21 protein-coding genes are annotated in these 22,577 nt (G+C 60.2%); 13 read left to right on the plus strand and 8 right to left on the minus strand.

Annotation, left to right across the window (positions count from 1 at the left end; genetic code table 11):
* The first annotated feature begins 29 nt into the window (after positions 1-29).
* The 3 genes from SOM40_RS09565 to SOM40_RS09575 all read left to right on the plus strand — a co-directional run bounded on the left by SOM40_RS09565 (position 30) and on the right by SOM40_RS09575 (position 2,534).
* A complete protein-coding gene (locus tag SOM40_RS09565; RefSeq protein WP_320456994.1) occupies positions 30-1,358 on the plus strand; it encodes a sensor histidine kinase in 1,329 nt (442 codons plus the stop codon).
* On the plus strand, positions 1,351-1,974 hold the full coding sequence (locus SOM40_RS09570) for a response regulator transcription factor (protein WP_262673315.1): 624 nt from the start codon (positions 1,351-1,353) through the stop codon (positions 1,972-1,974). Before SOM40_RS09565 ends, SOM40_RS09570 begins: the two co-directional genes overlap by 8 nt.
* A 77-nt stretch (positions 1,975-2,051) precedes the next feature.
* A complete protein-coding gene (locus tag SOM40_RS09575; protein WP_320456993.1) occupies positions 2,052-2,534 on the plus strand; it encodes a GlcG/HbpS family heme-binding protein in 483 nt (160 codons plus the stop codon).
* 62 nt (positions 2,535-2,596) lie between these two features.
* Here SOM40_RS09575 and SOM40_RS09580 read toward each other — a convergent pair whose 3' ends face one another.
* Entirely contained in the window at positions 2,597-2,737 is a 141-nt protein-coding gene (locus SOM40_RS09580) for a hypothetical protein (RefSeq protein ID WP_032617828.1), read from the minus strand.
* A gap of 127 nt (positions 2,738-2,864) precedes the next feature.
* Between SOM40_RS09580 and SOM40_RS09585 the strand changes: the two genes are divergently transcribed.
* Both SOM40_RS09585 and SOM40_RS09590 read left to right on the plus strand, forming a co-directional pair.
* Entirely contained in the window at positions 2,865-3,677 is an 813-nt protein-coding gene (locus SOM40_RS09585) for an MBL fold metallo-hydrolase (RefSeq protein ID WP_320456992.1), read from the plus strand.
* Between the two features lie 43 nt (positions 3,678-3,720).
* Complete coding sequence (locus tag SOM40_RS09590; RefSeq protein WP_106993672.1) at positions 3,721-4,356, plus strand: carbonic anhydrase; 636 nt, start codon at positions 3,721-3,723, stop codon at positions 4,354-4,356.
* A gap of 40 nt (positions 4,357-4,396) precedes the next feature.
* Here the strand turns inward: SOM40_RS09590 and SOM40_RS09595 are convergent, their stop codons facing one another.
* The 6 genes from SOM40_RS09595 to SOM40_RS09620 all read right to left on the minus strand — a co-directional run bounded on the left by SOM40_RS09595 (position 4,397) and on the right by SOM40_RS09620 (position 10,490).
* A complete protein-coding gene (locus SOM40_RS09595) occupies positions 4,397-5,563 on the minus strand; it encodes a cupin domain-containing protein (RefSeq protein ID WP_320456991.1) in 1,167 nt (388 codons plus the stop codon).
* Between the two features lie 12 nt (positions 5,564-5,575).
* A complete protein-coding gene (locus tag SOM40_RS09600) occupies positions 5,576-6,364 on the minus strand; it encodes an HpcH/HpaI aldolase family protein (RefSeq protein WP_320456990.1) in 789 nt (262 codons plus the stop codon).
* On the minus strand, positions 6,357-7,079 hold the full coding sequence (locus SOM40_RS09605) for an alpha/beta fold hydrolase (RefSeq protein WP_320456989.1): 723 nt from the start codon (positions 7,077-7,079) through the stop codon (positions 6,357-6,359). The genes SOM40_RS09600 and SOM40_RS09605 overlap by 8 nt, the downstream gene beginning before the upstream one ends.
* Before the next feature lie 8 nt (positions 7,080-7,087).
* Complete coding sequence (locus SOM40_RS09610) at positions 7,088-7,852, minus strand: SDR family NAD(P)-dependent oxidoreductase (RefSeq protein ID WP_166182270.1); 765 nt, start codon at positions 7,850-7,852, stop codon at positions 7,088-7,090.
* A gap of 3 nt (positions 7,853-7,855) precedes the next feature.
* The gene (hisD, locus tag SOM40_RS09615; protein WP_312996274.1) at positions 7,856-9,178 is read right to left on the minus strand and encodes a histidinol dehydrogenase; all 1,323 of its coding nucleotides are present in this window, start codon (positions 9,176-9,178) and stop codon (positions 7,856-7,858) included.
* 73 nt (positions 9,179-9,251) lie between these two features.
* The gene (locus SOM40_RS09620; RefSeq protein WP_106993677.1) at positions 9,252-10,490 is read right to left on the minus strand and encodes an MFS transporter; all 1,239 of its coding nucleotides are present in this window, start codon (positions 10,488-10,490) and stop codon (positions 9,252-9,254) included.
* A 352-nt stretch (positions 10,491-10,842) separates the two neighbouring features.
* Here SOM40_RS09620 and SOM40_RS09625 point away from each other — a divergent pair, with 352 nt between their 5' ends.
* The 5 genes from SOM40_RS09625 (at position 10,843) to SOM40_RS09645 (ending at position 16,815) form a co-directional block, all read left to right on the plus strand.
* Positions 10,843-11,913, plus strand: a complete 1,071-nt coding sequence (locus SOM40_RS09625; protein WP_320456988.1) for a LacI family DNA-binding transcriptional regulator — start codon at positions 10,843-10,845, stop codon at positions 11,911-11,913.
* A complete protein-coding gene (locus SOM40_RS09630; protein WP_320456987.1) occupies positions 11,910-12,881 on the plus strand; it encodes a nuclear transport factor 2 family protein in 972 nt (323 codons plus the stop codon). Before SOM40_RS09625 ends, SOM40_RS09630 begins: the two co-directional genes overlap by 4 nt.
* 118 nt (positions 12,882-12,999) lie before the next feature.
* On the plus strand, positions 13,000-14,139 hold the full coding sequence (locus SOM40_RS09635) for a nuclear transport factor 2 family protein (RefSeq protein WP_225758969.1): 1,140 nt from the start codon (positions 13,000-13,002) through the stop codon (positions 14,137-14,139).
* Positions 14,139-15,449, plus strand: a complete 1,311-nt coding sequence (gene hisD, locus SOM40_RS09640) for a histidinol dehydrogenase (protein ID WP_320456986.1) — start codon at positions 14,139-14,141, stop codon at positions 15,447-15,449. Before SOM40_RS09635 ends, hisD (SOM40_RS09640) begins: the two co-directional genes overlap by 1 nt.
* A gap of 52 nt (positions 15,450-15,501) precedes the next feature.
* Positions 15,502-16,815 (plus strand): amidase, encoded by a 1,314-nt coding sequence (locus tag SOM40_RS09645; RefSeq protein WP_320456985.1) that lies wholly within the window; start codon positions 15,502-15,504, stop codon positions 16,813-16,815.
* Here SOM40_RS09645 and SOM40_RS09650 read toward each other — a convergent pair.
* Complete coding sequence (locus SOM40_RS09650) at positions 16,802-18,412, minus strand: FAD-NAD(P)-binding protein (protein WP_320456984.1); 1,611 nt, start codon at positions 18,410-18,412, stop codon at positions 16,802-16,804. The genes SOM40_RS09645 and SOM40_RS09650 overlap by 14 nt on opposite strands.
* A gap of 296 nt (positions 18,413-18,708) precedes the next feature.
* Here SOM40_RS09650 and SOM40_RS09655 point away from each other — a divergent pair, with 296 nt between their 5' ends.
* Genes SOM40_RS09655 through SOM40_RS09665 form a run of 3 tightly spaced genes read left to right on the plus strand, consistent with a single transcriptional unit; the run spans position 18,709 to position 22,550 of the window.
* A complete protein-coding gene (locus tag SOM40_RS09655; RefSeq protein ID WP_320456983.1) occupies positions 18,709-21,108 on the plus strand; it encodes a DMSO/selenate family reductase complex A subunit in 2,400 nt (799 codons plus the stop codon).
* On the plus strand, positions 21,092-21,724 hold the full coding sequence (locus SOM40_RS09660; RefSeq protein ID WP_225758964.1) for a DMSO/selenate family reductase complex B subunit: 633 nt from the start codon (positions 21,092-21,094) through the stop codon (positions 21,722-21,724). The genes SOM40_RS09655 and SOM40_RS09660 overlap by 17 nt, the downstream gene beginning before the upstream one ends.
* Entirely contained in the window at positions 21,717-22,550 is an 834-nt protein-coding gene (locus SOM40_RS09665; protein ID WP_312187392.1) for a dimethyl sulfoxide reductase anchor subunit family protein, read from the plus strand. Before SOM40_RS09660 ends, SOM40_RS09665 begins: the two co-directional genes overlap by 8 nt.
* Positions 22,551-22,577: the final 27 nt, after the last annotated feature.

A 22,577-nucleotide genomic window follows, 5' to 3' on the forward strand; every position in this document is an offset into this window, starting at 1 on the left:
TGGCGTCCTTTCCAGCGCCAGTTAACTAAATGAACAACCGAAAATTTTTAAAACGTGGGCTTCTGATCTGGCTGATTGCCTGTCTGCTGAGCAGCGTCCTGCTGTATGCCGAACAGATCCGCCGTCAGTTCTGGGATCTGGACCGGACGTTTGCCACCGCCTTTGCTGAAACCGGGGCGGTCCTCACCCAGAATGAGTCGGTGCTGCCCCTGTTGAATGGCGATGAAGATCTGGCCGCGCTGCGTAAAAAATTCCCGCAAATACGCGACCTGCAAAAGACCCAGGGGCGCGCCCTCGACGCCGCGCGGGTTGAACCTATGAGCGACACGCAATACTGGCTCTATAACCCCTGGCGTCAGATCCGGGTGCTGATCGATACCCGGTCGGTCATCGGTGCCTGGCCGCACTTTACCCGCCTCAGTCTGGATCTGCGTGGCGACGCATCGCCCCCTTCCGAAGAGGCCTTCTGGCACTGGCAGCGGCAGTTCTCCCAACACGCTCAACCCTTTATCCTGCGGGCTGAAGCCCGACCGGCGTGGCTGAACGTTGCCCCGGTGCCGTTTATGCTGCTGTGGCTGGGATGGGCCGGGGTGATTGCGGCGAGTGGGGTGATCCTCTGGCAGCGTAAGCAGCGCCAGAACGCCGACCAGCGCGCACGCTACTATCAGCATGCCCGGCTCAATACCCTTGGGGAGATCACCGCCGGGATCGTGCATGAGATTAACCAGCCCCTGACGGCGGTGCAGACCTGGATCCAGGGGGCCCAGCGCCAGCTGCATCAGGGCAATCCCGAGGCGGTATCCCAGGCCCTCGGCTCGGCGCTGGTACAGACTCAGCGGATAGCCGAGCTGCTGACCCGCTTTCGCGAACATGTCACCGAGGAGAGAGTGGACCTGGGCGAGGTGGATCTGGCCAGCTGCTGGCAGCAGGTCGGCGACTTGCTGGAGCACGAGCGCACCGCCCGACATATTCGTCTCACCCATGATTTTGCCCCCGATGCTCGCACGCTCTGCGCCGATCGGCTGTGGCTGGAGCAGGTGCTGCACAACCTCCTCGGCAACGCCATCCAGGCGCAGCAGGAGCGGGTGGCGGGCTGGGTGCATATCCACAGCCAGCGCAGCGGCGAATTTATCAGGATAGAGATCACTGACGGCGGGCCGGGCTTTACCCCGGAGGCCTTACTCAACGCCTTTATGCCCTTTTACAGCGGGCGGCAGGGCGGCATCGGCCTGGGCATGACCTTAACCGAGTCATTAGTCACCAGAATGAATGGCACCCTGACCCTGGATAATGCCCCGCAGGGCGGGGCCAGGGTCCGGTTGCAGTTTGCTTATCACGGGAGTCAGGAAAATGGATAACGTCATCTGGTTAATTGACGATGATGCCTCGGTCAGGGAGTCGCTGGTTTTTCTGCTCTCCGGGATGCACTGGCGCGTTGAACCTTACGAGAGTATTGCAGCTTTTACCGCCGCCCACGGCGACGAAAAGGCCCTGACCGGCTGCCTGCTGCTGGACATGCGTATGCCGGGCAAAGGCGGTCTGGCCTGGCTGGAGGAGGGGGCCTGGCCCTGGCCGCTGCTGCCGGTGATCCTGATGACCGGCCACGGCACTATCGATGCCTGTCGGCGGGCGTTTCATAACGGGGTGTTTGAGTTTTTCACCAAGCCGCTGGATGCTGACAAGCTGATCGAATCCATTACCGCCGCGCTGGCCGAGAGCCAGCAGCGGGTGGGGCGCTGGCAGGAGGCCAGACGGGTCAGAGCGCTGTTTGAGCAGCTTACCGCCCGGGAACACGAGGTGCTGCTGGCCCTGATGGAAGGGAGCAGTAATAAAGAGGTCGCCGCCCGGCTGAACCTCTCGCCCCGAACGGTGGAGGCGCACCGCGCCGCGGTGTTCGTCAAGCTGGGGGTCTCCAGCCTGGTGCAGGCCATTCGGGAATACGACAAATTGCAATCCGTAGAACTACCAGGGTAACTGCGTAATCGACCGAATAACATTTCAGTACGCATATCGGTACGCTGCATCTGTTTCCACTTACCCGAGGATGTGCGATGAAAAAGTTAATGATGGCAGCAGTGTGTGTAGCCGGGATGGTCAGCGTATCGGCGCACGCCCAGTCCGTGACGCAAAAAAGTCTCTCCCTGACTCAGGCGAACGCTTTAGCCAGCGCGGCCATTCAGGCCTGTACGAGCAAAAATTATCAGGTCAGCGTCACGGTGGTGGATCGTGCCGGGGTGTTTAAAGCGGTTCAGCGCACCGACAACGCCGGTCCGCACACCCTGAAAGCCAGCGAGATGAAAGCCTTTACCGCGCTCAGTACCAAAAATGCCTCGGGTAAAGTGATGGAGTCCGCGCAAAGCAATGCGGGAGCACAGAACCTGCGTGATATCCCGGGCCTGCTGCTGCTGGCGGGTGGTTTACCGGTTAAGGAAGGGGATGAAGTGATTGGTGCCATCGGGATTGGCGGCGCGCCGGGTGGGCATCTGGATGAAGCCTGCGCCCAGCAAGCAATCGACAGTATGACTACGTCGTAATAATTAATTGCTACGGGTGTTGTAGGCCGGGTAAGGCGGCCTACAACACCCGGCTTTTTACATCAGATCTTGCAGGCGTCGCCGCAGTCATCGTCCGCTACAATCGCCTGGGCTTTTTTATCCGCATCTTCAAGGCGTTCTGCGTTACGTTCTTCCGCTTCATCCAGCCCGTCAAACACCAGATTGTTGAGATCAATTTCCATCATTTACCTGCTTTGTTCGGTTTTTGTTCCAGGTCGTATTATAGAGCAAAACCATAGCCTGAGGCACCCCAGCGCACATAAGGATAATCCTTGCCATACTCATCACTTATCCGACAAAGGAGGAGTCATGATCGCCATCTGTAAAACCTGCGGCACGTCTTATGACCTCGAACCGCAACAGTGCGCCATTTGCGAGGATGAACGCCAGTACGTGCCCGCGACGGGGCAGGAATGGGTCGATTTCGCCACCCTGACCACCACCCACACCAATAAGTGGCAACAGCTTGAGGCCAACCTTCTGAGCATCAAAACCGTCCCGGCGTTTGCCATCAGCCAGCGGGCGATCCTGCTACGTACCCCGCAGGGCAATGTGCTCTGGGACTGCATCGCCAACCTCGATCCCGCCACCCATGCCCTGGTGTCGGCGCTGGGCGGGATTGACGCTATCGCCATCTCCCATCCGCACTACTACACCACCATGCAGGAGTGGGCCGCGGCCTTTAATGCCCCGGTGTATCTGCATGCCAGCGATCGGCAGTGGGTGATGCGGGACAGTCCCGCCCTGCGCTTCTGGGAGGGGGATTCCCTCGAGATCGCCTCTGGCGTTACGCTCCTGCGGCTGGGCGGTCACTTTGCGGGTGGGACGGTGCTGCACTGGAATGTCGAGGGGGGCGTATTGCTGGCGGGGGATATCCTGCAGGTGACCCCCGGAAAAGACGCGGTCTCCTTTATGTGGAGCTACCCGAATATGCTCCCGCTGCCGGCAGATGAGGTAAGCGCGATCGCCGCGCGTCTGGAGAATGTGCGCTTTGAACGGCTCTACGGCGCCTTTGAAGGACAGAACATTTCCACCAATGCGCGGGAGATTGTCATGCGGTCGGTCCAGAAATATATTGCTTGTCTGAACTCGGGGACGGTGGGTAAACTCAAAAAACCGTGATCTCGATCATGCCTGTACAATCACAATAAAATGAGACATTGCTATGCAACATATCATTGAAGGTTTTCTCAGCTTTCAAAAAGAAGTTTTTCCGCAACGTAAAGACCTCTTCCGCAGTCTGGCCTCCAGCCAGAATCCCAAAGCGCTTTTCATCTCCTGTTCCGACAGCCGTCTGGTGCCGGAGTTAGTGACCCAGCAGGATCCGGGACAGCTCTTTGTCATTCGTAATGCTGGCAACATCGTGCCGCCGTTCGGGCCTGAGCCAGGCGGCGTCTCCGCAACCATCGAATACGCGGTGGTGGCACTGGGCGTTACCGACATCGTGATCTGCGGCCACTCTAACTGCGGCGCGATGAAGGCCATTGCCGACAACGCCAACCTCGATCCGATGCCAGCGGTATCCCACTGGCTGCGTTACTCCGATGCCGCGAAAGCGGTGGTGGAGAATAAAACCTGGGATAACCCGACTGACAAAGTGAATGCCATGGTGCAGGAAAACGTCTTCGCCCAGCTGAGCAACATCAAAACTCACCCTTCGGTGGCGGTCGGCCTGCGTAACAACGCCATCCGCCTGCACGGCTGGGTTTACGATATTGAAAGCGGGGCAATCCTCGCCCTGGATAAAGATTCGAAAACCTTCATTTCTCTGTCAGACAATCCTGGCGTTTACTTCGAGTAATCGTCAGCGTGCAGGGCGGGTTTTCCCGCCCTGCAACCGTTTAAGGCATCACTTCCAGCCTCATACCTGCCCGCTTCGCCGTCTCCGGCAGCAGATCCGCCGCCGTCACGTAGCCATCCGGATCGAGGCAGCGATTGGCCGCTCTGGCCTGCTCCAGGATCCTCTCATCCCAGTAAACCCGCTTACGCTGATCGCCCTGGGTGGTGAGAATGCACTCCATGTCGCCGTCCAGGGCGCGATAACGCCGCCAGCTGTTCTCCGGGACCGAAATCACCGAGCGTTCCGGGGCGATAATGCTCACCTCTTCGCCCTCCAGGTTCCAGGTCACCTCCAGGGTGCCCTTAAAGACCATGATCACCTGCACGTCCGGGCACAGGTGGCGGCCGACCACATGATCGGATTTCAGGCGCAGCCACTCCACCGAGAAGCCGTGCGGATTGACGATAGCGGGCCCGGCGTGTTTATCCTGGCTGATACCGAAGCCAATCACCGGGGCAATCTCCCCCCCGTGGCCCGGCAGCACCGAATCAAGTAACCCCGCCGCAGACCAGCGGCGATCCTCACCGGTGACCGCCCGCTGGCGCATCTCGTCGACACAGTAGTGGCGCAGGGCAGCGATCTCTTCCGGAGGCAGCGGGGCCAGCAGCCCTCCCGGTTCCGGCAGGGTATCCCCCGCGTTGACGTCGATCAGCATGTTCTCTTTGCTCAGATAGAGGCCGTACTCGCTGGCCGCATTCAGAATTGACGGATGCCAGATGATCCCCCCGGTATTATTCCCGCCAAGCACCGTGTAGACCATGCCGGACGTCTCTTCTTTGCTGACGTTGGTAAAGCCGCGGAAGATCCAGGTCGGAATGGAGAGAATGGCCGGGGCGCTGAACTCGGCTTCGTTTTCGCCATTGGCTCCCCAGCGGAATCGCCAGGTCCCCTCATAGATCAAAAACACTTCGGCGGTGAAGTGCAGATGCAGGTTATTGGTCACCCCTTTCGGCATCGCCGCGGCACCGATGTTAAACCCGTGCGGTTCCGGAATATTCACCACCTGGGCCGAGGACTGGGTCACGCCCGGGCCAATAAAGGAGTAGTTCTGCTTCAGGTGCGAGCCGGGAAGTTTGCAATCGATAAACGCCAGATTGCAGGAGACCATATCTTCGGGGGCAACCAGACGGCTTCTGGCCTGTTCCGGGGTAATGTGACGTGCTTTCATTATTCTCTCCTGTTAATAGCCTGATGCGCCGGTGGTGGGGATCGCGTTGCCGCGCGCCTGGGCGACGGCTTCGCGTGAGGCGCGGCCAAGTTGCATGACATCGTTGGCGGGGGTGACAAACTGGAAGCCTTCGCTGATACGGCGGGCAGCGGCCTCGCCGGAGGTACAAAAGATCCCGGCGATTTTTTGCTGCTGACGACAGCGGCTGACCACCAGCTCAATGGCCGCCAGCATCTCCGGGTGACGGGATTCAGCGCTGGCGCTGCCGGTCAGGGTGAGGGAGAGATCGTTAGGGCCGATAAACACCCCGTCCAGCCCCTCGGTGGCCAGAATGGCATCGAGGTTCGCCAGCCCTTCGCGGGTTTCGATCATCGCCAGGGTCAGAATTTCATCATTGGCGTGCTGAGGGTAATCGGCCCCGCCATACAGCAAGCCGCGGGCCGGACCGAAGGAGCGATTGCCCAGCGGCGGATAGCGGCAGGCGGCGACAAAGCGTCGGGCCTCTTCCGGAGTGGAGATCATCGGGCAGATAATGCCGTAGGCCCCGGCATCCAGCATGCGCATGATCTGCGCCGGATCGTTATCGGCCACCCGCACCAGCGGCACCGCCGGGGTAGCGGAGAGGGCCTGCAGCATGGCGAGCGCGCTGGCGAAGTCGATCATCCCGTGCTGGAGATCGACGGTCACCGCGTCATAGCCCTGATGGCCGAGGATCTCGGCGCTATAGCTGGAGGGGATCGCCAGCCAGCCGTTGATAATGGCGGCGTTTTCTTGCACCGCCCTGAGTCTGTTTTTACGCACTGGAACACTCCTGAATCCACTGGCCTAGCGGGGGCGCGACCTCATCGGGTACTTCGAGAAGGGTGAAGTGCCCGGCCGCGGCGAGGGTAACGCATCTCGCCTGCGGGGCGCTCTGTGCAGCCAGCTGGTGGTGGTGGGGCGTGCAGATCGGGTCGTGCACGCCGTTGATAATAATGATCGGGCAGGCAAGGGCGGCCAGCGCCTCGCGATTGTCCCGTCGGGTAATGGCAATCTCGGTCTGCGTCACTAAGCTATCGAGGCCACTCTCCTCTGCCATCCGGCAGATCAGATCCTGTAAGGCCTGGTCGTCGGTGCGTGACGGCGCGACATACTTCGGCCATAAAGCGCCAGAAAGCCACGTCGTCAGCCCCTGTTGTCGGGCGACGTTCACCGCCTCGCGCCGCAGGGCGCCATTTTCCGGCCTATCGGCAAGGGGGTTGACCGACAGCAGCGCCAGCCCGGCAATGCGTCCGGGAGCGTCGGCGACCATCTGCAGCGCCACAATCGCCCCCAGCGAAAACCCGGCCAGCAGAAAGCGCGGTGGCAGCTGTTCGAGCAGCCGCTGCGAGGCCTGCTCCGCTGACGTGTCCGCCGTCAGCCGGGGGCAGATCACGGCTGACAGATTGAGCCGGGCCAGAACGGGCTGCCAGAGCCGGGCGTTACAGAGCGTGCCGCCGAGCAGGACCAGCGGCAGGGCGTGATTATCTGTCTCCATCTCCGTCCTCACGTTGCGGTCCAGCCGCCGTCGACCATCAGCGCGCTGCCGGTGATCATCCCCGCGGCATCGGAGGCCAGAAACACCACCGGCCCCATGACGTCTTCCACCTTGCCCAGCCGGGGCAGCTTGATGTTGTCCAGCACGTAGCGGCGAAACTCGGGGTCGGCCAGCGACGGTGCCGAGAGCGCGGTCTCGATAAAGGTCGGACACAGGGTGTTGACCCGGATCCCGTCCTCGCCCAGCTCCAGCGCCATGGCTTTGGTGAGACCCTCCAGGGCGAATTTGGAGGCGCAGTAGACGCTGCGCCGCGGACCGCCGACGTGCCCCATCTGCGAGGAGAGGTGAACGATCGACCCGGCGATCTGCTGGTCGCGCATCCGCGCCGCCACCCGCTGGCTGATAAAGAAGGTGGCCCGCAGGTTAATCGCCATCACCGCATCGAAATTCTCCTCACTGACGGCCAGAAATGGTTCGTGGCGCGCCAGCCCGGCGCTGTTCACCAGAATGTCGAACGCGGGCAGCCCGGCGAGCGCCGACTCAACCTGCGCCACGTCGGTGATATCCAGCGCCACCGGGTGCAGCCCCAGCCCATGTTCCGCGGCGAGGGTGGCGGCACCGTCCAGCCCCTGGCGATCCCGGGCGGCGATCCACACCTGTGCCCCGGCGTGGGCCAGGGCGACGGCGCAGGCGAACCCCAACCCTCTGGAGCCGCCCGTCACCAGGGCGCGCTTGCCGTGCAGGCCAAAGGAGGGCATCTCAGGAAAGGTCATGGGTTATACCTTCTCTCTGACCGGGGCCGGAGTGGCGTAAGGTACCTCCACCTGACCGTAGCGGCGCACGCGAACGTTGGCCTGCTCGGCGTGACCAGCAAAGCCCTCCAGCAGCGACAGCCGCGAGCAGTAGCTGCCGATCTCGGCGGTGGCTTCATCGCTGAGCACCTTCTGCCAGGTGCAGGTTTTCATAAACTTGCCGACCCACAGGCCGCCGGTGTAACGCGCCGCCTTTTGCGTCGGCAGGGTGTGGTTAGTGCCGATCACCTTGTCGCCGTAAGCGACGTTGGTACGCGGGCCGAGGAACAGGGCGCCGAAGTTGGTCAGGTTCGCGAGGAACCAGTCGTCGCGGTCGGTCATCACCTGGACATGTTCAGAGGCGATGCGATCCGCTTCGGCGAGCATTTCGTCGTAGCTGTCGCAGACGATGATCTCCCCGTAGTCGTGCCAGGCCTGGCGAGCGATGTCGGCGGTGGGCAGTTTTTCCAGCAGGCGGTCAATCTCCCGTAGCGTCTCTTTGGCCAGGGTCATTGAGTTGGTCAGCAGAATAGCCGGGGTGGTGACCCCGTGTTCAGCCTGTCCCAGCAGATCGGTGGCGCAGATCTCGGCGTCGACGGTGTCGTCGGCAATCACCAGGGTTTCGGTGGGGCCAGCGAAGAGATCAATCCCTACCCGGCCAAACAGCTGGCGCTTGGCCTCCGCCACAAAGGCGTTACCCGGCCCGACCAGCATATCCACCGGGGCCAGGGAATCGGTGCCGAGCGCCATCGCGCCAATCGCCTGAATGCCACCAAGGGCGTAGATCTCGGTCGCGCCGGCCATTTTCTGCGCCGCTACGATCGCCGGGGCAGGCTCGCCGCCGAACGGCGGGGCACAGCTGACGATGCGGGAGCAGCCCGCCACGTTGGCAGTAATAATCGACATGTGCGCCGAGGCCAGCAGCGGATATTTCCCCCCCGGGACATAACAGCCCACCGCGTTAATCGGAATATTTTTATGGCCGAGGATCACCCCGGGGCGGGTCTCAATTTCCAGGTCAAGCAGACATGCTTTTTGCGCGCGAGCAAAATTAAAGACCTGCTCCTGGGCGAATTCGATATCGTGAATATCCTGACGGCTTAATTTTTTGATACAGGCATTAATTTCTGCATCGCTGAGGCGATAATCCTGCCGGTCATAACGGTCAAACTTAATGGATAATTCGCGAATGGCTTTATTGCCGCGCTTTTCAATATCCGCAAGGATAAGCTCTACCGTTTCCCTTATTTGTCGCTGCGCATCCTGACGTTCCTGAACCGGTTTACTGGTTTTAAGTATATAAGCCACACTATCTTCCTTCTCTATTTATGATGAGGGGTACCCTCCCGGCGGGCCGGGATAAATTTATCGGTAATAAAAATTACTGGTCGCGCGCGGGCGCGAGGGAACTGTTAAGAGATAATTCAGCCGTGGCCGGTGTTTTACGGGAATAGACCCAGCGCACCGAAAGCGGGGTGGCAATTGCCGCGACAATCGACAGGGCGGCGATAAACAGATACCCGGACGACAGATTAATGTGCTGCATCATCACCCCCATGATCACCGGCCCGGCAAACATGCCGCAGGAGTAGATTGTCTGGAACAGCCCCATCCGCGTCGACTGCTCATCGGAGGTAGTGTTAACCACGCTCAGGGACATAAAGGCCGCGAATGCCATCCCGAAGGAGAAGCCGGCCAGCGCCTGCAGGAGATAAATCAGATAGAGATTGCTGGTGAAGGGGATGCCAAAGGTCGACACCACCTGCAGCACAATGCCCAGCACCGCGGTCTTCATCAGGCCCAGGCGCTGGTAGAACACGCTGCTGCACAGGGCAATGGCGAGAGCGTAGAAGATCAGATGGATGTTGCTCAGCAGGGTTAAAATTCCGGCCCGCCCGCCCAGTTGCTCGGCGTAGATCGGCGTCAGGGTATCGCGGGTGGCAAAAGGCACCAGGATGACGAGGGTCGCCAGAATGCCGATCAGCCACACCGAACGGTCGGCCAGCTGCAGGCGGGCTCCGGCGATACAGGCTTTCAGCGTCGGGGCTTTGACCGGGTCGTGGACATCGCGAATGCGGGTGGTGAGATACAGCGCCACCAGCGCCGACACGCAGGAGACGAAGAAGGCGATGTTGTTATCAAAATAGTGAATCAACAGGCCGCCGATGCAGTTGCCGAGAAACACCCCCACCGGCCCGGCCAGCGCCAGCAGCGCCACGGCAGCGGGGGCCTCTTTGCGATCAAAGTAGCGAATAAACAGGATGTTGTAGAGCACCCAGGTGGCGGCAGTCACCCCGTCCGCCGCTTTCGCCAGATACAGGGTAATGGCATTCGGCTCCAGCCAGGCCAGCGGCCAGGCGATGATCGGCAGGACCAGCGCGAACTGGATAAAGATTTTCCGACTCTTCACCACGTCGGAGACAATCCCCAGCGGGAAGCGGATCAGCAGGGTCGCCAGCCCGCTGGCCCCCATGATGATCCCCATCACCTGCGGCTCCATCCCCTGATTAATCATCATCGGGGCCAGAAACGCATCGATGCTATGAATACAGATAAAAAACAACACGCTGATGATAAAGAACAGCCGGGCTTCCGGTCGGCGTAACAGTGCTCGAAACATGGTTGTGAACCTCTTAAAACGTAATGGGTTAAAACCAGTCAAGTACAACTTTTACCGGCTCACTCCTTTTGGTGACTGCCCAATCTGCCCGGTACCATTGACGGTGTGAAAACTGCGCTGCATACGTATTCAAAAATTGAAGTTACGAAAAGGTTTCAATTTTGTAAAGGTCGTTTGTCACCATTGTGAAAAAAATAATTTAGGTTGTTGCATACGCATGCAAAGATGGTGTAAGACTAAAAAGTACCCGCTTCCTGAGGCACAGTTTTGCGGGGGAACATCGCAGGTGATCGGCTTAACGCCTTGAATCTGTGCCAGAATGGGGAAGCGAAAGGGATAAGGACTCAGGGCAATGAAACGTAAGACTTTTACAGCGGTGACCTCTCAGCAGGTGGCGCAGCTGGCGGGCGTATCACAGTCGGCGGTGTCGCGCACCTTCACGCCGGGGGCCAGCATCTCGCCGGCCACGCGTGAAAAAGTGCTCAAGGCGGCGCGGGAGCTGGGCTATCGGCCGAACGCCATTGCGCGTTCGCTTAACACCGCCCGGTCGCGGATCATCGGGGTGGTGATCTCCTATTTTGATAATCAGTTTTACCCCCAGGTGCTGGAGGCGCTGGCGCAAAAGCTGGACACCCTCAACTACCACCTGCTGCTGTTTGTCGGCGATCGCGAGGGGAACGTGGATCGGATTTTCGACCAGATTATGCAGTACCGCGTGGACGGCATCGTGCTGGCTTCGGTGACGCTGTCGCTGGATCTCTCCGAGGAGTGTCTCGCTGCCGGGATCCCGGTGGTGCTGTTTAACCGCAGCGAAGAGAGCGGCATGGCCTCCAGCGTCAACAGCAATAACGAGGCGGCTGCCCGCCAGATTGCTGAATTTTTACTGGCCGCTGGTCATCAGCGCTTTGCTTACGTGGGCGGCGTGGCGGACTCGTCCGTCAACATAGCTCGCCAGCACGGGTATCTGGCGGCGCTGCAGGAGCTGGGGGCTGACGACGTCCGGGTGGTTAACGGTAATTACGATGCGCAGCAGACTGCCCGGGCGGCATACGCGCTCTTTTCTGCCACGCCCGCGCCGGATGCCATTTTCGTCGCCAACGATCATATGGCTGTCATCGTGATGGACGTGGCGCGGTACGAGTTTGGCCTGCGCATCCCGGAGGACGTCTCGATCATTGGCTACGACGATATTGGCCCGTCCGGCTGGGCATCCTACGCCTTAACCTCTGCCTCGCAGCCGGTGGAAGCGATGGTTGAGGCCACGGTGGAGCTACTGATGAAGCAGATCGACAGCGGCACTATCGAACCTGAACAGGTCATCGTCCCGGGCAGGCTGGTGGTACGCCACTCTGCGCGCCGCCCGCATACGGGCACTATTGATGCAGAGGGTAATTACGTGTTCCAGACCCAGGAGGACAAATGAGCAGATTGCCGGGATTCAGCCCCCAGTTCGACTCTATCCAGCAGTTTATTCTCACCCTGACGCATGTGGTCTGGGAGCAGAAGGACATTGGCCAGCTGGCCGATTTTTACGCCACGCCGGTGGTGTTTATCACCCCGGAGAAGCAGCTTAACGATCTCTCGCAGTTTATGCGCCTGACCCTGGAGGCGATGCACAGCTTCCCCCAGCGTACCGTGCTGACGGAAGACATTCTGGCGACGCAAAACCCCGGGGATGAGCATTACGCTGCCCAGCGCACGATTGCCTGCATCCGCCATCAGGGGGAGGGCTTCTTCGGCCCGCCAACCGGGAAAACCGTCTGGGTGCGTACCTGGGCCGACCGGATTTGCGCCGAGGGCGCCGTGCGCCAGGAGTGGCTCCTGCAGGACCGGGCGGCGATTGTGGCCCAGTTAGGACTCAACGTGCAGGCGTTCGCGCGCAACCTGGGCGTGATGCAGGATCAGCTGGGAATGGTGCGTGAAAGCGCGGAAACCCTCGACGCGCGCTGGGCGGGTGGGCCTGAAGGCGACGATGTCGACGGGCCGATTGCCGGCGTGGTGGAGCGCTATCTGACGATGTGGGCGGGGGGCAACAGCGGCACCGTGCCGGGCCTGTACCATCCAGCCGCCACGCTCTATGCGCCGGGGCACTGCATCGGTACCGGCGAGCAGGAGATCGCCGCGCTGCTGTCGGGCTACCGGGCCTCCTTTGCCGACAGCGAAGTGCAGCTGCACCACCTGATCGTGCGTCGGGACCCCAACGAGCCGGTGCGCATTTCCCTGCGCTGGTCGCTGCTGACCTGGCACGACGGCTACGGAAAATTTGGCGTACCGACCCGTAAACCGGTCTCTATTACCGGTATCAGCCAGCTGGAATTACGCGATGGGTTAATTATTCGCGAATATTTAGGCATTGATGAATTAGCTATCTGGTCACAACTCGTTAATTAAGCGAAATATCGTTATCTAAAAAACGTTTTTAATTCTGCCGCAATATCTGTTGCGGCTCTCTTCTCCATCCATTCCGGGTGCGGGATCGTATTGTCTGAAAATAGATGCAGGAGTTTATATGTCTTCAACCGAAGCAACAAATAAAGCGCCAGCCGTACCTGAAAAAAACAGTAAACTTACCCGCGACGAACCGGTATTACAAATTGAACGCCGGGACTTTATTGATTTAGTCCCGGAGAAACGTCCGCGCGTACAATCATTACGTGGATTCGATGAGTGTTATACCGATATTGTCGATTACATCGTTCGCTGTACCCATAAAATATGGGATGAACGCGATGTGGGATTAATTTACACCCACTATACCCACAACTGTGTGTTATATAACGCGCTGGGCACGCTCTATACCCGCGAGCAGGTGGTGCAGGATACCCTTCAGCGTCTGGTGGCCTTCCCGGAGCGCCGCGGCATGGCTACCCAGGTGATCTGGAATGGTAACGACGTGGACGGTTTCTATACTTCGCACCTGGTGACCGGCAGCGGACGTCATACTCAGTTCAGCCACCTCGGCAAGCCGACCAACCGCACCTTCGTCACCCGCACCGTGGCCGACTGCATGATCCACGAGAACAAGATCTACCGGGAGTGGGTGGTGAGCGACAACATGTCGCTGATGAAGCAGCTCGGGCTCAATACCGACGAGATCGCCTTTAACATGGCGAAAGAGCAGTTCGACAAGGGCTTTCGCGTCACCGACATCGGCGAAAACGGCCGCATGCTGGGGCAGTATCCGCCGGAAATGGTCTGCGACGTCTCCATTGCCCACACCGACACCGAAGAGCAGTGCCTGCGCTGGCTGCACGAAATCTACAACCGCCGGATGCTGGGCAAGATCAAAGAGGTCTACGCCCCGAACGTCCAGTGGCACGGCCCGCTGATGAAAGAGCTGTACGGCACGGCGTCGGTCACCCATCAGACCCTGGCCCTGATCGGCATGATCCCGGACGGCGCCTGGCTGCCGCAGCATATCTGCTCCAACCCGTGCGAGGAGGGCGGCACCAAGGTGGCGGTGCGCTGGATTATTGAGGGGCATCATCTGGGCTACGGCGAGCTGGGTAAACCGACCGGTGAACGCCTGTTCGTGATGGGCATGTCTCACTACCACATTATCAACGGCAAAATCGTCGACGAGTGGGTGGTTTACGATCACCTGGCGCTGCTGGCGCAAATCAAACTGGGTCAAATGGAGGAAGCGTAATGTCTGTACAGTCAATTGTTGACCAGGTGAGCTGGATTAAACGTCCTCAGGGGCAGGATGCGCAGGCCGACAGGTCGTTAACCGACACGGTGAGCGCCATTATTGAGCGCGTAAAAGCTGACGGCGACGCGGCCCTGAGAAGCTATTCTCAGCAGTTTGATAAGGTGGTGCCGGCGCAGTTTGAAGTCAGCGCTGAGGAGATCGAGACCGCGCTCAGGGAGATGGATCCCCAGACCCGCCGCGACAGCGAGTTTGCCATCCAGCAGGTGCGCCGCTTTGCCGAAGCCCAGCTCGCCACCATGCAGCCGCTGGAGGTGGAAACCCTGCCCGGCGTCCATCTGGGGCACCGCATTATCCCCGTCCAGACGGTGGGCTGTTACGTCCCCGGAGGCCGCTACCCGATCCTCTCCGCGCCGGTGATGTCCATCGTGCCGGCGACGGTGGCCGGATGTGAGCAGATCATTGCCTGTCTGCCACCCGCGGCGCACCCGGCGATGATTGCGGTCTGTCACCTCGCCGGGGCGCATCGGATCTTTAAAATCGGCGGGGCGCAGGCCATCGCCGCCATGGCCTGGGGCACCGAAAGCGTCCCGGCGGTGGATAAAATCGTCGGGCCGGGCAACGCCTTTGTGAACGAAGCCAAGCGCCAGGTATTCGGCAAGGTGGGGATCGACGCCCTGGCCGGACCGAGCGAGATCTTCACTATCGCCGACGACAGCGCCGATGCGCGCATTATTGCCGCCGACCTGCTGGCCCAGGCCGAGCATGATGTCCATACCCGCGTCGGGCTGGCGACCACCAGTCGGGCGATTGCCGAAGGTACCCTGGCAGAAATCGAACGCCAGCTGAAAAACCTGCCTACCGCCGCCACGGCGGGCGAGGCCTGGCGTCGTCAGGGTGAAATTGTGGTCTGTGACAGCGAAGCGCAGCTGATCGCCTTCGCAGACTACATGGCCACCGAGCATCTGCAGGTCCATACCCGGGATCCGCACGGCACGGCGGCGAAAATCCGCAATTACGGCTCGCTGTTTATCGGCCAGAATGCCAGCGTGGTGTTCTCGGATAAATGCTGCGGCACCAACCATACTCTGCCGACCATGGCGGCGGCGCGCTATACCGGTGGGCTGTGGGTAGGGGCTTACGTTAAGATCTGCACCCATCAGTGGATCGACGAGCAGGGTATCGCTGCCATTGCCGAACCGGCGATCCGCCAGAGCCGTACCGAGGGGATGCAGGGCCACCGTCGTGCGGCGGAGATCCGTCTGCGTCCAGAGGCACTGGATGCCATCACCTCCGGGCTGCGCGACTAAAGGCGACAGGAGGTCGGGCGCGAGCCTGGCCTCCGGCAGGCTAAAGGATGCTATGAAAAAACAACGGCTGATCCCCCCCGCGGATTGTGTGGCGGAGATAACCCGACGGCTGGCGACTATTGATGCGAACCCGCAGCTGAACGCCATTCTCGGGATCAACCCGAATGCCCTTGCTGAGGCCGCTGAGCGCCAGAGGCAGCGGCGTGATGGTAATCTGTTAGGCCCGCTGCACGGTGTGCCGCTGATCGTCAAAGATAATATCGCCTGCGCCGGGCTGCCCCTGACATTAGGTTGCGCCGCGCTGGCGCAGCTACGGGCGACAACGGATGCGCTGGTGGTGCGTCGGCTGCGCCAGGCCGGAGCGATTATTCTCGCCCGGGCGAATATGTCCGAGTTTGCCTTCGACGTCCGCTCCCGCAGCACGCTGGGCGGGGATGTGCATCACCCGCAGTTTCCGGGTATCACCGCAGGCGGCTCCAGCGGGGGAAGCGCGGCGGCGGTGGCGGCCGGGATGGCGGAAGGTGCGCTCGGCACCGATACCGGCGGCTCGATCCGGATCCCGTGCAGCTATACCGGACTGGTGGGGTTGAGGCCGCGGGTACGCAGGGCGCAAATGCAGGGCATCGCGCCGCTCTCCCTGAGTAAAGACACGGTAGGGCCGATGGTGCACAGCGTCCAGGACGCGGCTCTGCTGCACGCGATTATCCATGGCCAGACGCCTGACACTGTTCAACCTCTGTCGCTGAAAGGCGTGCGGTTAGGCGTTGTCCGCGCCCTGGAAGGGCGTGATCCTCAGCAACTGGCCGTCTGGCATGACGCCATCGCCACCTTGAGGCGGCACGGCGCGACGATCGTGGAGATTGACCTGCCGGTCCTGCCTGAACTGGCAAAAGCGACCTGTCTGAGCCTGTATGAGTTTCGCGTGGGGTTTGACGTCTGGTTACAGCGGCAGCCCGGCGCGCCTGCGGGGCTCCGGGGGATTGTTGCCTCCGGGCAATTTTTGCCGGAGTTTATGCCGCTCCTGACCCGGATGCTCGCCAGCGAGAGGTTAAAAACGCCGGAGTGGTTTGCCGGACGGCAGCTGCGGCGTCGGCTGCAACAGGCCCTGGGGCAGGTGGCAGAGCAGGGGCGGTTCGACGGTTTTCTCTACCCAACGGTGAGCCGGATTGCCGACAGCCTTGAGAAAATGCCCCCCGGCTGTGGCCCCGAACTGGCGGCCATCAGCGGGTTTGCTGCCATCACGCTTCCCTGCGATCGCACGCAAACCGGCTTCCCCGTAGGGCTCGAAATACTCTCCTGCGCCGGAGATGAATCCTCCTTACTGGCGCTGGCCGCTGCCTGCGAAACCGCCTTCAGTCTGGAGTAAACCGCAGCCATCTGCGCACGCGCGAGGCGGGTTGCACGGCGGCTTTGGCCATCGCCTCGCCAATCTCGGCGCACACCACCAGCCCCTGCACAAAGGGGCGATCGTGCATCAGGTACGGCAGGGCACCGAAGGCAATTTTCCCGCGCAGGTAGTCGGGGGCCAGCAGGGTGTAATCGTCCCCGACATCGGGAATATCCTCTCCGGCGGACTCCAGCTGGTGGCGCAGGACCGGAAACGGCAGGTCTTTGGTTTTGAGCGGTTGCTGCCCGCGCGCGTCAATAAACACATCGAAATACCAGGCTTCGCCCTCGACATGGATCACCGTCCGATCCTCTTTCAACGCCAGCTCATAATCAGCACCCAGGGTAAGGATGCTGATAACGCCCGCTTCGCGCAGGGCCAGCAGACGGCGGATCGACTGGGAGGGGATCGCCGCATAGTTGTCGATGAAAATACGCGCCAGACCGACCTTAAAGCGCTCTCTGTCCTCTTCAGTCAGATGGGGAACAATCTTCTCCACGGCCTCATGCAGCCGCAGGATGGTGTAGCGCCACGGCACCGTGCGTTTGTCGCGCTTGTTGCGTTCCACTTCATCAAGGTTAGAGACCGCCCAGCGGAACGGGCCCTGTTTTTCCCGGTCGGCAAACCAGGCCTCGCGGATGGTGTCAGCCGTCAGGGTCTCTAACGCCACCGCCTTGCTCCACTGCGGGTCGGCGTGCAGCAGCTCGGCCACAATGAGGTCAAAGATGCGATCCAGTAATCCCTCTGAGCCCTGTTCGATAGCGGCATCGATTGCCGCTTCCGTGGCGATGGTGAGCGGCTCGTAGGGGATCGGGCAGTAAAAGTCGGCTTCGGGCAGGATCCCCGAGCGGGACATCAGCACAATCTTCAGCGCCTCGCTGCCCTCATCCAGCCGGAACTGGATCTGTTCATCTTCGGATTCAATAAATGTGCCGTGCTGAACGGCCACCGCCATCGCTGCATCCAGCCCGCTCAGCGAGGTGCCCATAATGCCGACGTCGCAGGCGGGGATTCTGGCCTCCATCAGCCCGGACCACGGGCTCGGGAAGAAGGATCGCGATGCGGCCTCCTCATCCGGCCAGACGTGCCCGGTGGCAATTACCGCCAGATCGAACTGCTTCGGTGTCGGCTCACCCTCGGCCCAGAGATTAACTCCCTCAGGCGTGGCCTCCACGTCGGTGACCTGGCAGGACTCGCGCACTTCCACTTCAAAGCCCGCTTTTTTCGCCTCCTCGACCAGCTGCACAAACTGATCGCGGAAATATTCCCCCAGCAGGATGCGCGGCAGGAACTGGCGCACGTGCAGGGTCGATTTCTCCACACCGTAGCGCGCCAGATGGGCATCGTCCTGGGTACGCAGCCAGTCAATATAGGTGGAAAAGATGGGCGGAATTTCAATGCTGGCGATGTTGGCCAGCATCAGCCTTGAGTTGTCTTCGTCGCTGTAGGGCATGCCAACCCCGGCTTTTTCAGCCTGCTCATAAACAGTGATGCAAAGCGGCGTCCGATGGTTCAGTAGTGAAAAAAACGTATAAATGCCGGTCGGCCCTGCGCCGATAATGGCGATCCTTTTCATCAATGCTCACCCTTTTTTTGCCTGCCTGACAATCGTCTCAGGCACGCGCGTTATTAATCCATGAAAAATAAGTGTGGTTGAAAACGCAAAATGAGCAAATCAGTAGCTCAGGCATACCCCTGACTCATTAGTTTTGTGAATGTATATGGAAAATAGCATTCGCATACTCAATTGTTTTACCTAAATAAAATAAAAATAACGTGCGTAGTACAGAGCACATTTTCTCAATTGATTCATATCAAATACCAAATTGGGGTTATAGGGAAGAATGCACCTCTTTTTTGAGAGGGAACAACATGTTAGAACGCAAAGAAAAAAGGGACGCGCTTTTTCCCGACGTCACGCGCCGGGGACTGCTGAAGGCCAGCTCAGCGCTGGTGACGCTGCCCTTTGTGATGTCCGGCAAGGCCTTTGCCGCCAAAAGCGAAGCCGGAACGGCACCCGAAGCCGCTGGCGCTGCGGAACGCGTCGTCCAGACCTGCAGCACCTTTGACTGCGGTGGTAAATGCGATATCCGCGCCCACGTCGCCGACGGCGTGGTCACCCAGATCACCACTCGCCCGGATAGCGCGCTTGATCCAGAGATGCCGGTGATGCGCGCCTGCGTGCGCGGTCGCAGCTATCGCAAGTTTGTCTACCACCCGGATCGCCTGAAATATCCGATGAAGCGCGTCGGCAAACGGGGCGAGGGGAAGTTTGAGCGCATCTCCTGGGAAGAAGCCACCACGCTGATTGCCGACAATCTGCAGCGCATTACCGCCAAATATGGCCCGGCGTGCCGCTTTGTGCACAACAATACCGCCACCAGCGGGGGCACCTTCTCCGGCGATAAGATGATGCGTCGTCTGCTCAATCTCACCGGGGGCTATCTGGAGTACTACCACTCGGTGAGTATGGGCAACACCGCCGCCGCCACGCCTTATACCTACGGCACGGCCGCCAGCGGTAATTCGCTGGATACGCTCGCCGATACAAAGCTGGTGATTTTGTGGGGGCACAACCCGACCGAAACCATCTTCGGCCACACCAACCACTATTTTCAGCAGATGAAACAGAACGGCACCCGCTTTATCGTCGTCGATCCGCGCTACTCCGATACCGTGGCGTCGCTGGCGGATGAGTGGATCCCGCTGCTGCCCGCTACCGACAATGCCCTGATGGACGCGATGATGTATGTCATCGTCAGCGAAAATCTGCACGATAAAGCCTTTATCGATCGCTATACCCTGGGCTTTGACGAGGCCTCCATGCCGGAAGGCGTGCCCGCCAACGAGTCGCTGATGGCCTACCTGATGGGGGATAAAGACGGTCAGGTTAAAACCCCCGAGTGGGCGGAAAAGATCACCCGGGTTCCGGCCCAGACGATTCGCCAGCTGGCGCGGGATTACGCCAACACCAAACCGGCGGCCCTGATTCAAGGCTGGGGTCCGCAGCGCCACAACTGCGGCGAGCGCACTGCCCGCGGGTCGACGCTGCTGGCAACCCTTACCGGTAACGTCGGAATTAAAGGCGGCTGGGCAGCAGGCTATGGCGGCAGCAGCAACCGTAAATTCGCCGCAGGCCCGGAGATGCCAGATAACCCGGTCAAAGAGAGCATCTCGATCATGAACTGGGTGCAGGCCGCCGCCGATGCCAGCAAGGTGACGGCAGAGCAGGGGCTGAAAGGCGGGGATAAGCTCCAGAGCAATATCCGGATCCTCTTCTCGCTGGCGGGCAACTACCTGGCGAACCAGAATCCGGATCTGCATCAGGCGGTGAAGGTGCTGGAGGATGAGTCGAAGATCGAGTTTATCGTCGCCAGCGACCTCTATATGACCCCGAGCGCCCGCTATGCGGATCTGCTGTTACCAGAAACCAGCTTTATGGAACGCTGGAACATCGGGGAAACCTGGGGGACGGCAAGCTATCTGATCCTGTCAGAGAAGCTGATTGAGCCGGAGTTTGAACGCCGCTCTGACTATGACTGGCAGCGCGAAGTGGCCACTAAGCTGGGGATTGAGCCGCGGTTCAGCGAAGGCCGCACCGAGCAGGCGTGGATTGAACATATCTGGGAGCAGACCCGTCTCTCCATGCCGGATGAACATCTGCCGACGTTCGCCGAGCTGCGGGAAAAACGTCAGCATCTGTTTAAAAGCAAGCCGCATATCGCCTTTGAAGACAACATCCGCGATCCGCAGAATCATCCCTTCCCGACGCCGTCCGGGAAAATTGAGATTTTCTCGAAGCGTCTGTATGACATGAATAACCCGGAGATCCCCGCGCTGTCGCATTACGTTCCGGCGCACGAAGGCCCGGAAGATGCGCTCGCGAAGCAGTTCCCGCTCCAGCTGATCACCTGGAAAGGGAAAAACCGCGCCAACTCCACGCAGTATGCCAACCCCTGGCTGCAGGAAGTGCAGGTCCAGAAACTGTGGATCAACCCGGAGGATGCCCGGAAGCGGGGGATTCGTCAGGGTGATAGCGTGCGTATTCACAACCAGCGCGGTGTCTGCCAGGTCCCGGCAGAAGTCACCATGCGCATTATGCCTGGGGTAGTCGCCATGCAGGCCGGTGCCTGGTGGCAGCCGGATGCCGAGGGCGTCGATCACGGCGGATGTGCCAACGTCCTGAGCTCCGCACGTATTACTCCGCTTGCGAAAGGCAATTCTCATCAAACCATGCTTGTGGAGGTCGCAAAGTATGAGTCAGCAGTATAAGGAATACCCACCGGTCAGCGATAAGCAGCTTGGCTTTTTCATTGACTCGTCACGTTGCTCCGGGTGTAAAGCCTGCCAGGTGGCCTGTAAGGACAAGCATAACCTTGAGGTGGGACGCCGTTTCCGCCGCGTCTATGAGGTGAAGGGCGGCGGGTTTATCCCGACCGGGCAGGGCGGCTATACCAATAACGTCTATGCCTTCACCCTGTCGATCTCCTGCAACCACTGCGCGGATCCGATTTGCACCAAAAACTGCCCGACCACGGCGATGCATAAGCGCCCGGGGGACGGCATTGTGCGCGTCGATACCAATAAATGCGTCGGCTGCGGGTACTGCGCCTGGTCCTGTCCTTACGGCGCGCCGCAGATGAATGAGGAGGCCGGCCAGATGTCAAAATGCGATTTCTGCGTGGATTTACAGGCCAAAGGCGAGCAGCCGATTTGTGTTGCCACCTGTCCACTGGGGGCGATCCAGTTCGGGCCGATCGAGGAGCTGCGTGCGAAGTATGGCAACCTCTGTGACGTGCAGGGCCTGCCGGATTCGTCCATTACCCGGCCTAACCTGGTGATTAAAGCGCATCAGGGTGCAGAAAAAGAGGAACAGCCGCATGCATGAGTTACCGCTTCTGATCTTTACCCTGCTGGTTCAGGGCTCGGTGGGCATGACCCTCTTCCTGGCCCTGTCCGCCCGGGCGGGGTCGCGTGTGCCGGAGGTGAAACCCCAGCTGTTACCGGGGATGCTGATCGCCTGCGTGGCCGGGGGCCTGGGGCTGGTGGTTTCTACTCTGCACCTCGGCTATCCGCTGAACGCGTTTAACGCTCTGCGCCACGTCGCCAGCTCATGGCTGAGTCGTGAGATCGTCTTCGCCAGCCTGTATCTGGCGGCGTTAGGGCTTTGCACGCTGGTGATGCTGGTCAGAAAGCAGCTGATCCCGCTGTTACTGCCCGTTGCCGCGGTGCTGGGGCTGATCGATGTCTGGTGCATGAGCGCGATCTATGCCCATACGTCGGTCATCACCTGGAGCCATTTCAACACCTGGCTGATGTTTTACGGCGCCGTTGGTGTGCTGGGCGCGGTGGCGCTGGCATGGCTGCCGATGCTGAAAGCCCGGTCCGTAGCCCGGGAGCGGCAGTCGGTGATGCGCTTCGCGGCGGCGATGGTGGTGGCGATTGTCGCTATCCGTCTGCTGGCGCAGCCGGACTATATCGCGTATCTGGCCAACGCCAGCCTGAGCGGAGTGGTGACCCTGCCACACCAGCCGATGGCGATCTTCACCCAGCTTAGCGGTCTGCGACTTTTTAGCTGGACCTTATCCGTGCTCGGCGCGCTGCTGTTTGCAGTAAGCGCCTGGCGTCAGGGTAAGCTCGGCTTGATGGTCGGCAGCCTGCTGCTGGTGCTGTCTGAAGTGTTGTTCCGCTTTATGTTCTTCTGCATTAACTGATGGCGCTATTTCGCCTGACGCAGCCCC

It is taken from the genome of Leclercia sp. CFBP8987 (genome assembly GCF_034044995.2).
Lineage (GTDB): Bacteria > Pseudomonadota > Gammaproteobacteria > Enterobacterales > Enterobacteriaceae > Enterobacter > Enterobacter tamurae.

Excerpts from the sequence above, each read along its gene's own strand:
- SOM40_RS09565 (WP_320456994.1), top strand. The coding sequence starts at position 30 with ATGAACAACCGAAAATTTTTAAAACGTGGGCTTCTGATCTGGCTGATT.
- SOM40_RS09570 (WP_262673315.1), top strand. The coding sequence starts at position 1,351 with ATGGATAACGTCATCTGGTTAATTGACGATGATGCCTCGGTCAGGGAG.
- SOM40_RS09575 (WP_320456993.1), top strand. The coding sequence starts at position 2,052 with ATGAAAAAGTTAATGATGGCAGCAGTGTGTGTAGCCGGGATGGTCAGC.
- SOM40_RS09580 (WP_032617828.1), bottom strand. The coding sequence starts at position 2,737 with ATGGAAATTGATCTCAACAATCTGGTGTTTGACGGGCTGGATGAAGCG.
- SOM40_RS09585 (WP_320456992.1), top strand. The coding sequence starts at position 2,865 with ATGATCGCCATCTGTAAAACCTGCGGCACGTCTTATGACCTCGAACCG.
- SOM40_RS09590 (WP_106993672.1), top strand. The coding sequence starts at position 3,721 with ATGCAACATATCATTGAAGGTTTTCTCAGCTTTCAAAAAGAAGTTTTT.
- SOM40_RS09595 (WP_320456991.1), bottom strand. The coding sequence starts at position 5,563 with ATGAAAGCACGTCACATTACCCCGGAACAGGCCAGAAGCCGTCTGGTT.
- SOM40_RS09605 (WP_320456989.1), bottom strand. The coding sequence starts at position 7,079 with ATGGAGACAGATAATCACGCCCTGCCGCTGGTCCTGCTCGGCGGCACG.
- SOM40_RS09610 (WP_166182270.1), bottom strand. The coding sequence starts at position 7,852 with ATGACCTTTCCTGAGATGCCCTCCTTTGGCCTGCACGGCAAGCGCGCC.
- SOM40_RS09620 (WP_106993677.1), bottom strand. The coding sequence starts at position 10,490 with ATGTTTCGAGCACTGTTACGCCGACCGGAAGCCCGGCTGTTCTTTATC.
- SOM40_RS09625 (WP_320456988.1), top strand. The coding sequence starts at position 10,843 with ATGAAACGTAAGACTTTTACAGCGGTGACCTCTCAGCAGGTGGCGCAG.
- SOM40_RS09630 (WP_320456987.1), top strand. The coding sequence starts at position 11,910 with ATGAGCAGATTGCCGGGATTCAGCCCCCAGTTCGACTCTATCCAGCAG.
- SOM40_RS09635 (WP_225758969.1), top strand. The coding sequence starts at position 13,000 with ATGTCTTCAACCGAAGCAACAAATAAAGCGCCAGCCGTACCTGAAAAA.
- hisD (WP_320456986.1), top strand. The coding sequence starts at position 14,139 with ATGTCTGTACAGTCAATTGTTGACCAGGTGAGCTGGATTAAACGTCCT.
- SOM40_RS09645 (WP_320456985.1), top strand. The coding sequence starts at position 15,502 with ATGAAAAAACAACGGCTGATCCCCCCCGCGGATTGTGTGGCGGAGATA.
- SOM40_RS09650 (WP_320456984.1), bottom strand. The coding sequence starts at position 18,412 with ATGAAAAGGATCGCCATTATCGGCGCAGGGCCGACCGGCATTTATACG.
- SOM40_RS09655 (WP_320456983.1), top strand. The coding sequence starts at position 18,709 with ATGTTAGAACGCAAAGAAAAAAGGGACGCGCTTTTTCCCGACGTCACG.
- SOM40_RS09660 (WP_225758964.1), top strand. The coding sequence starts at position 21,092 with ATGAGTCAGCAGTATAAGGAATACCCACCGGTCAGCGATAAGCAGCTT.
- SOM40_RS09665 (WP_312187392.1), top strand. The coding sequence starts at position 21,717 with ATGCATGAGTTACCGCTTCTGATCTTTACCCTGCTGGTTCAGGGCTCG.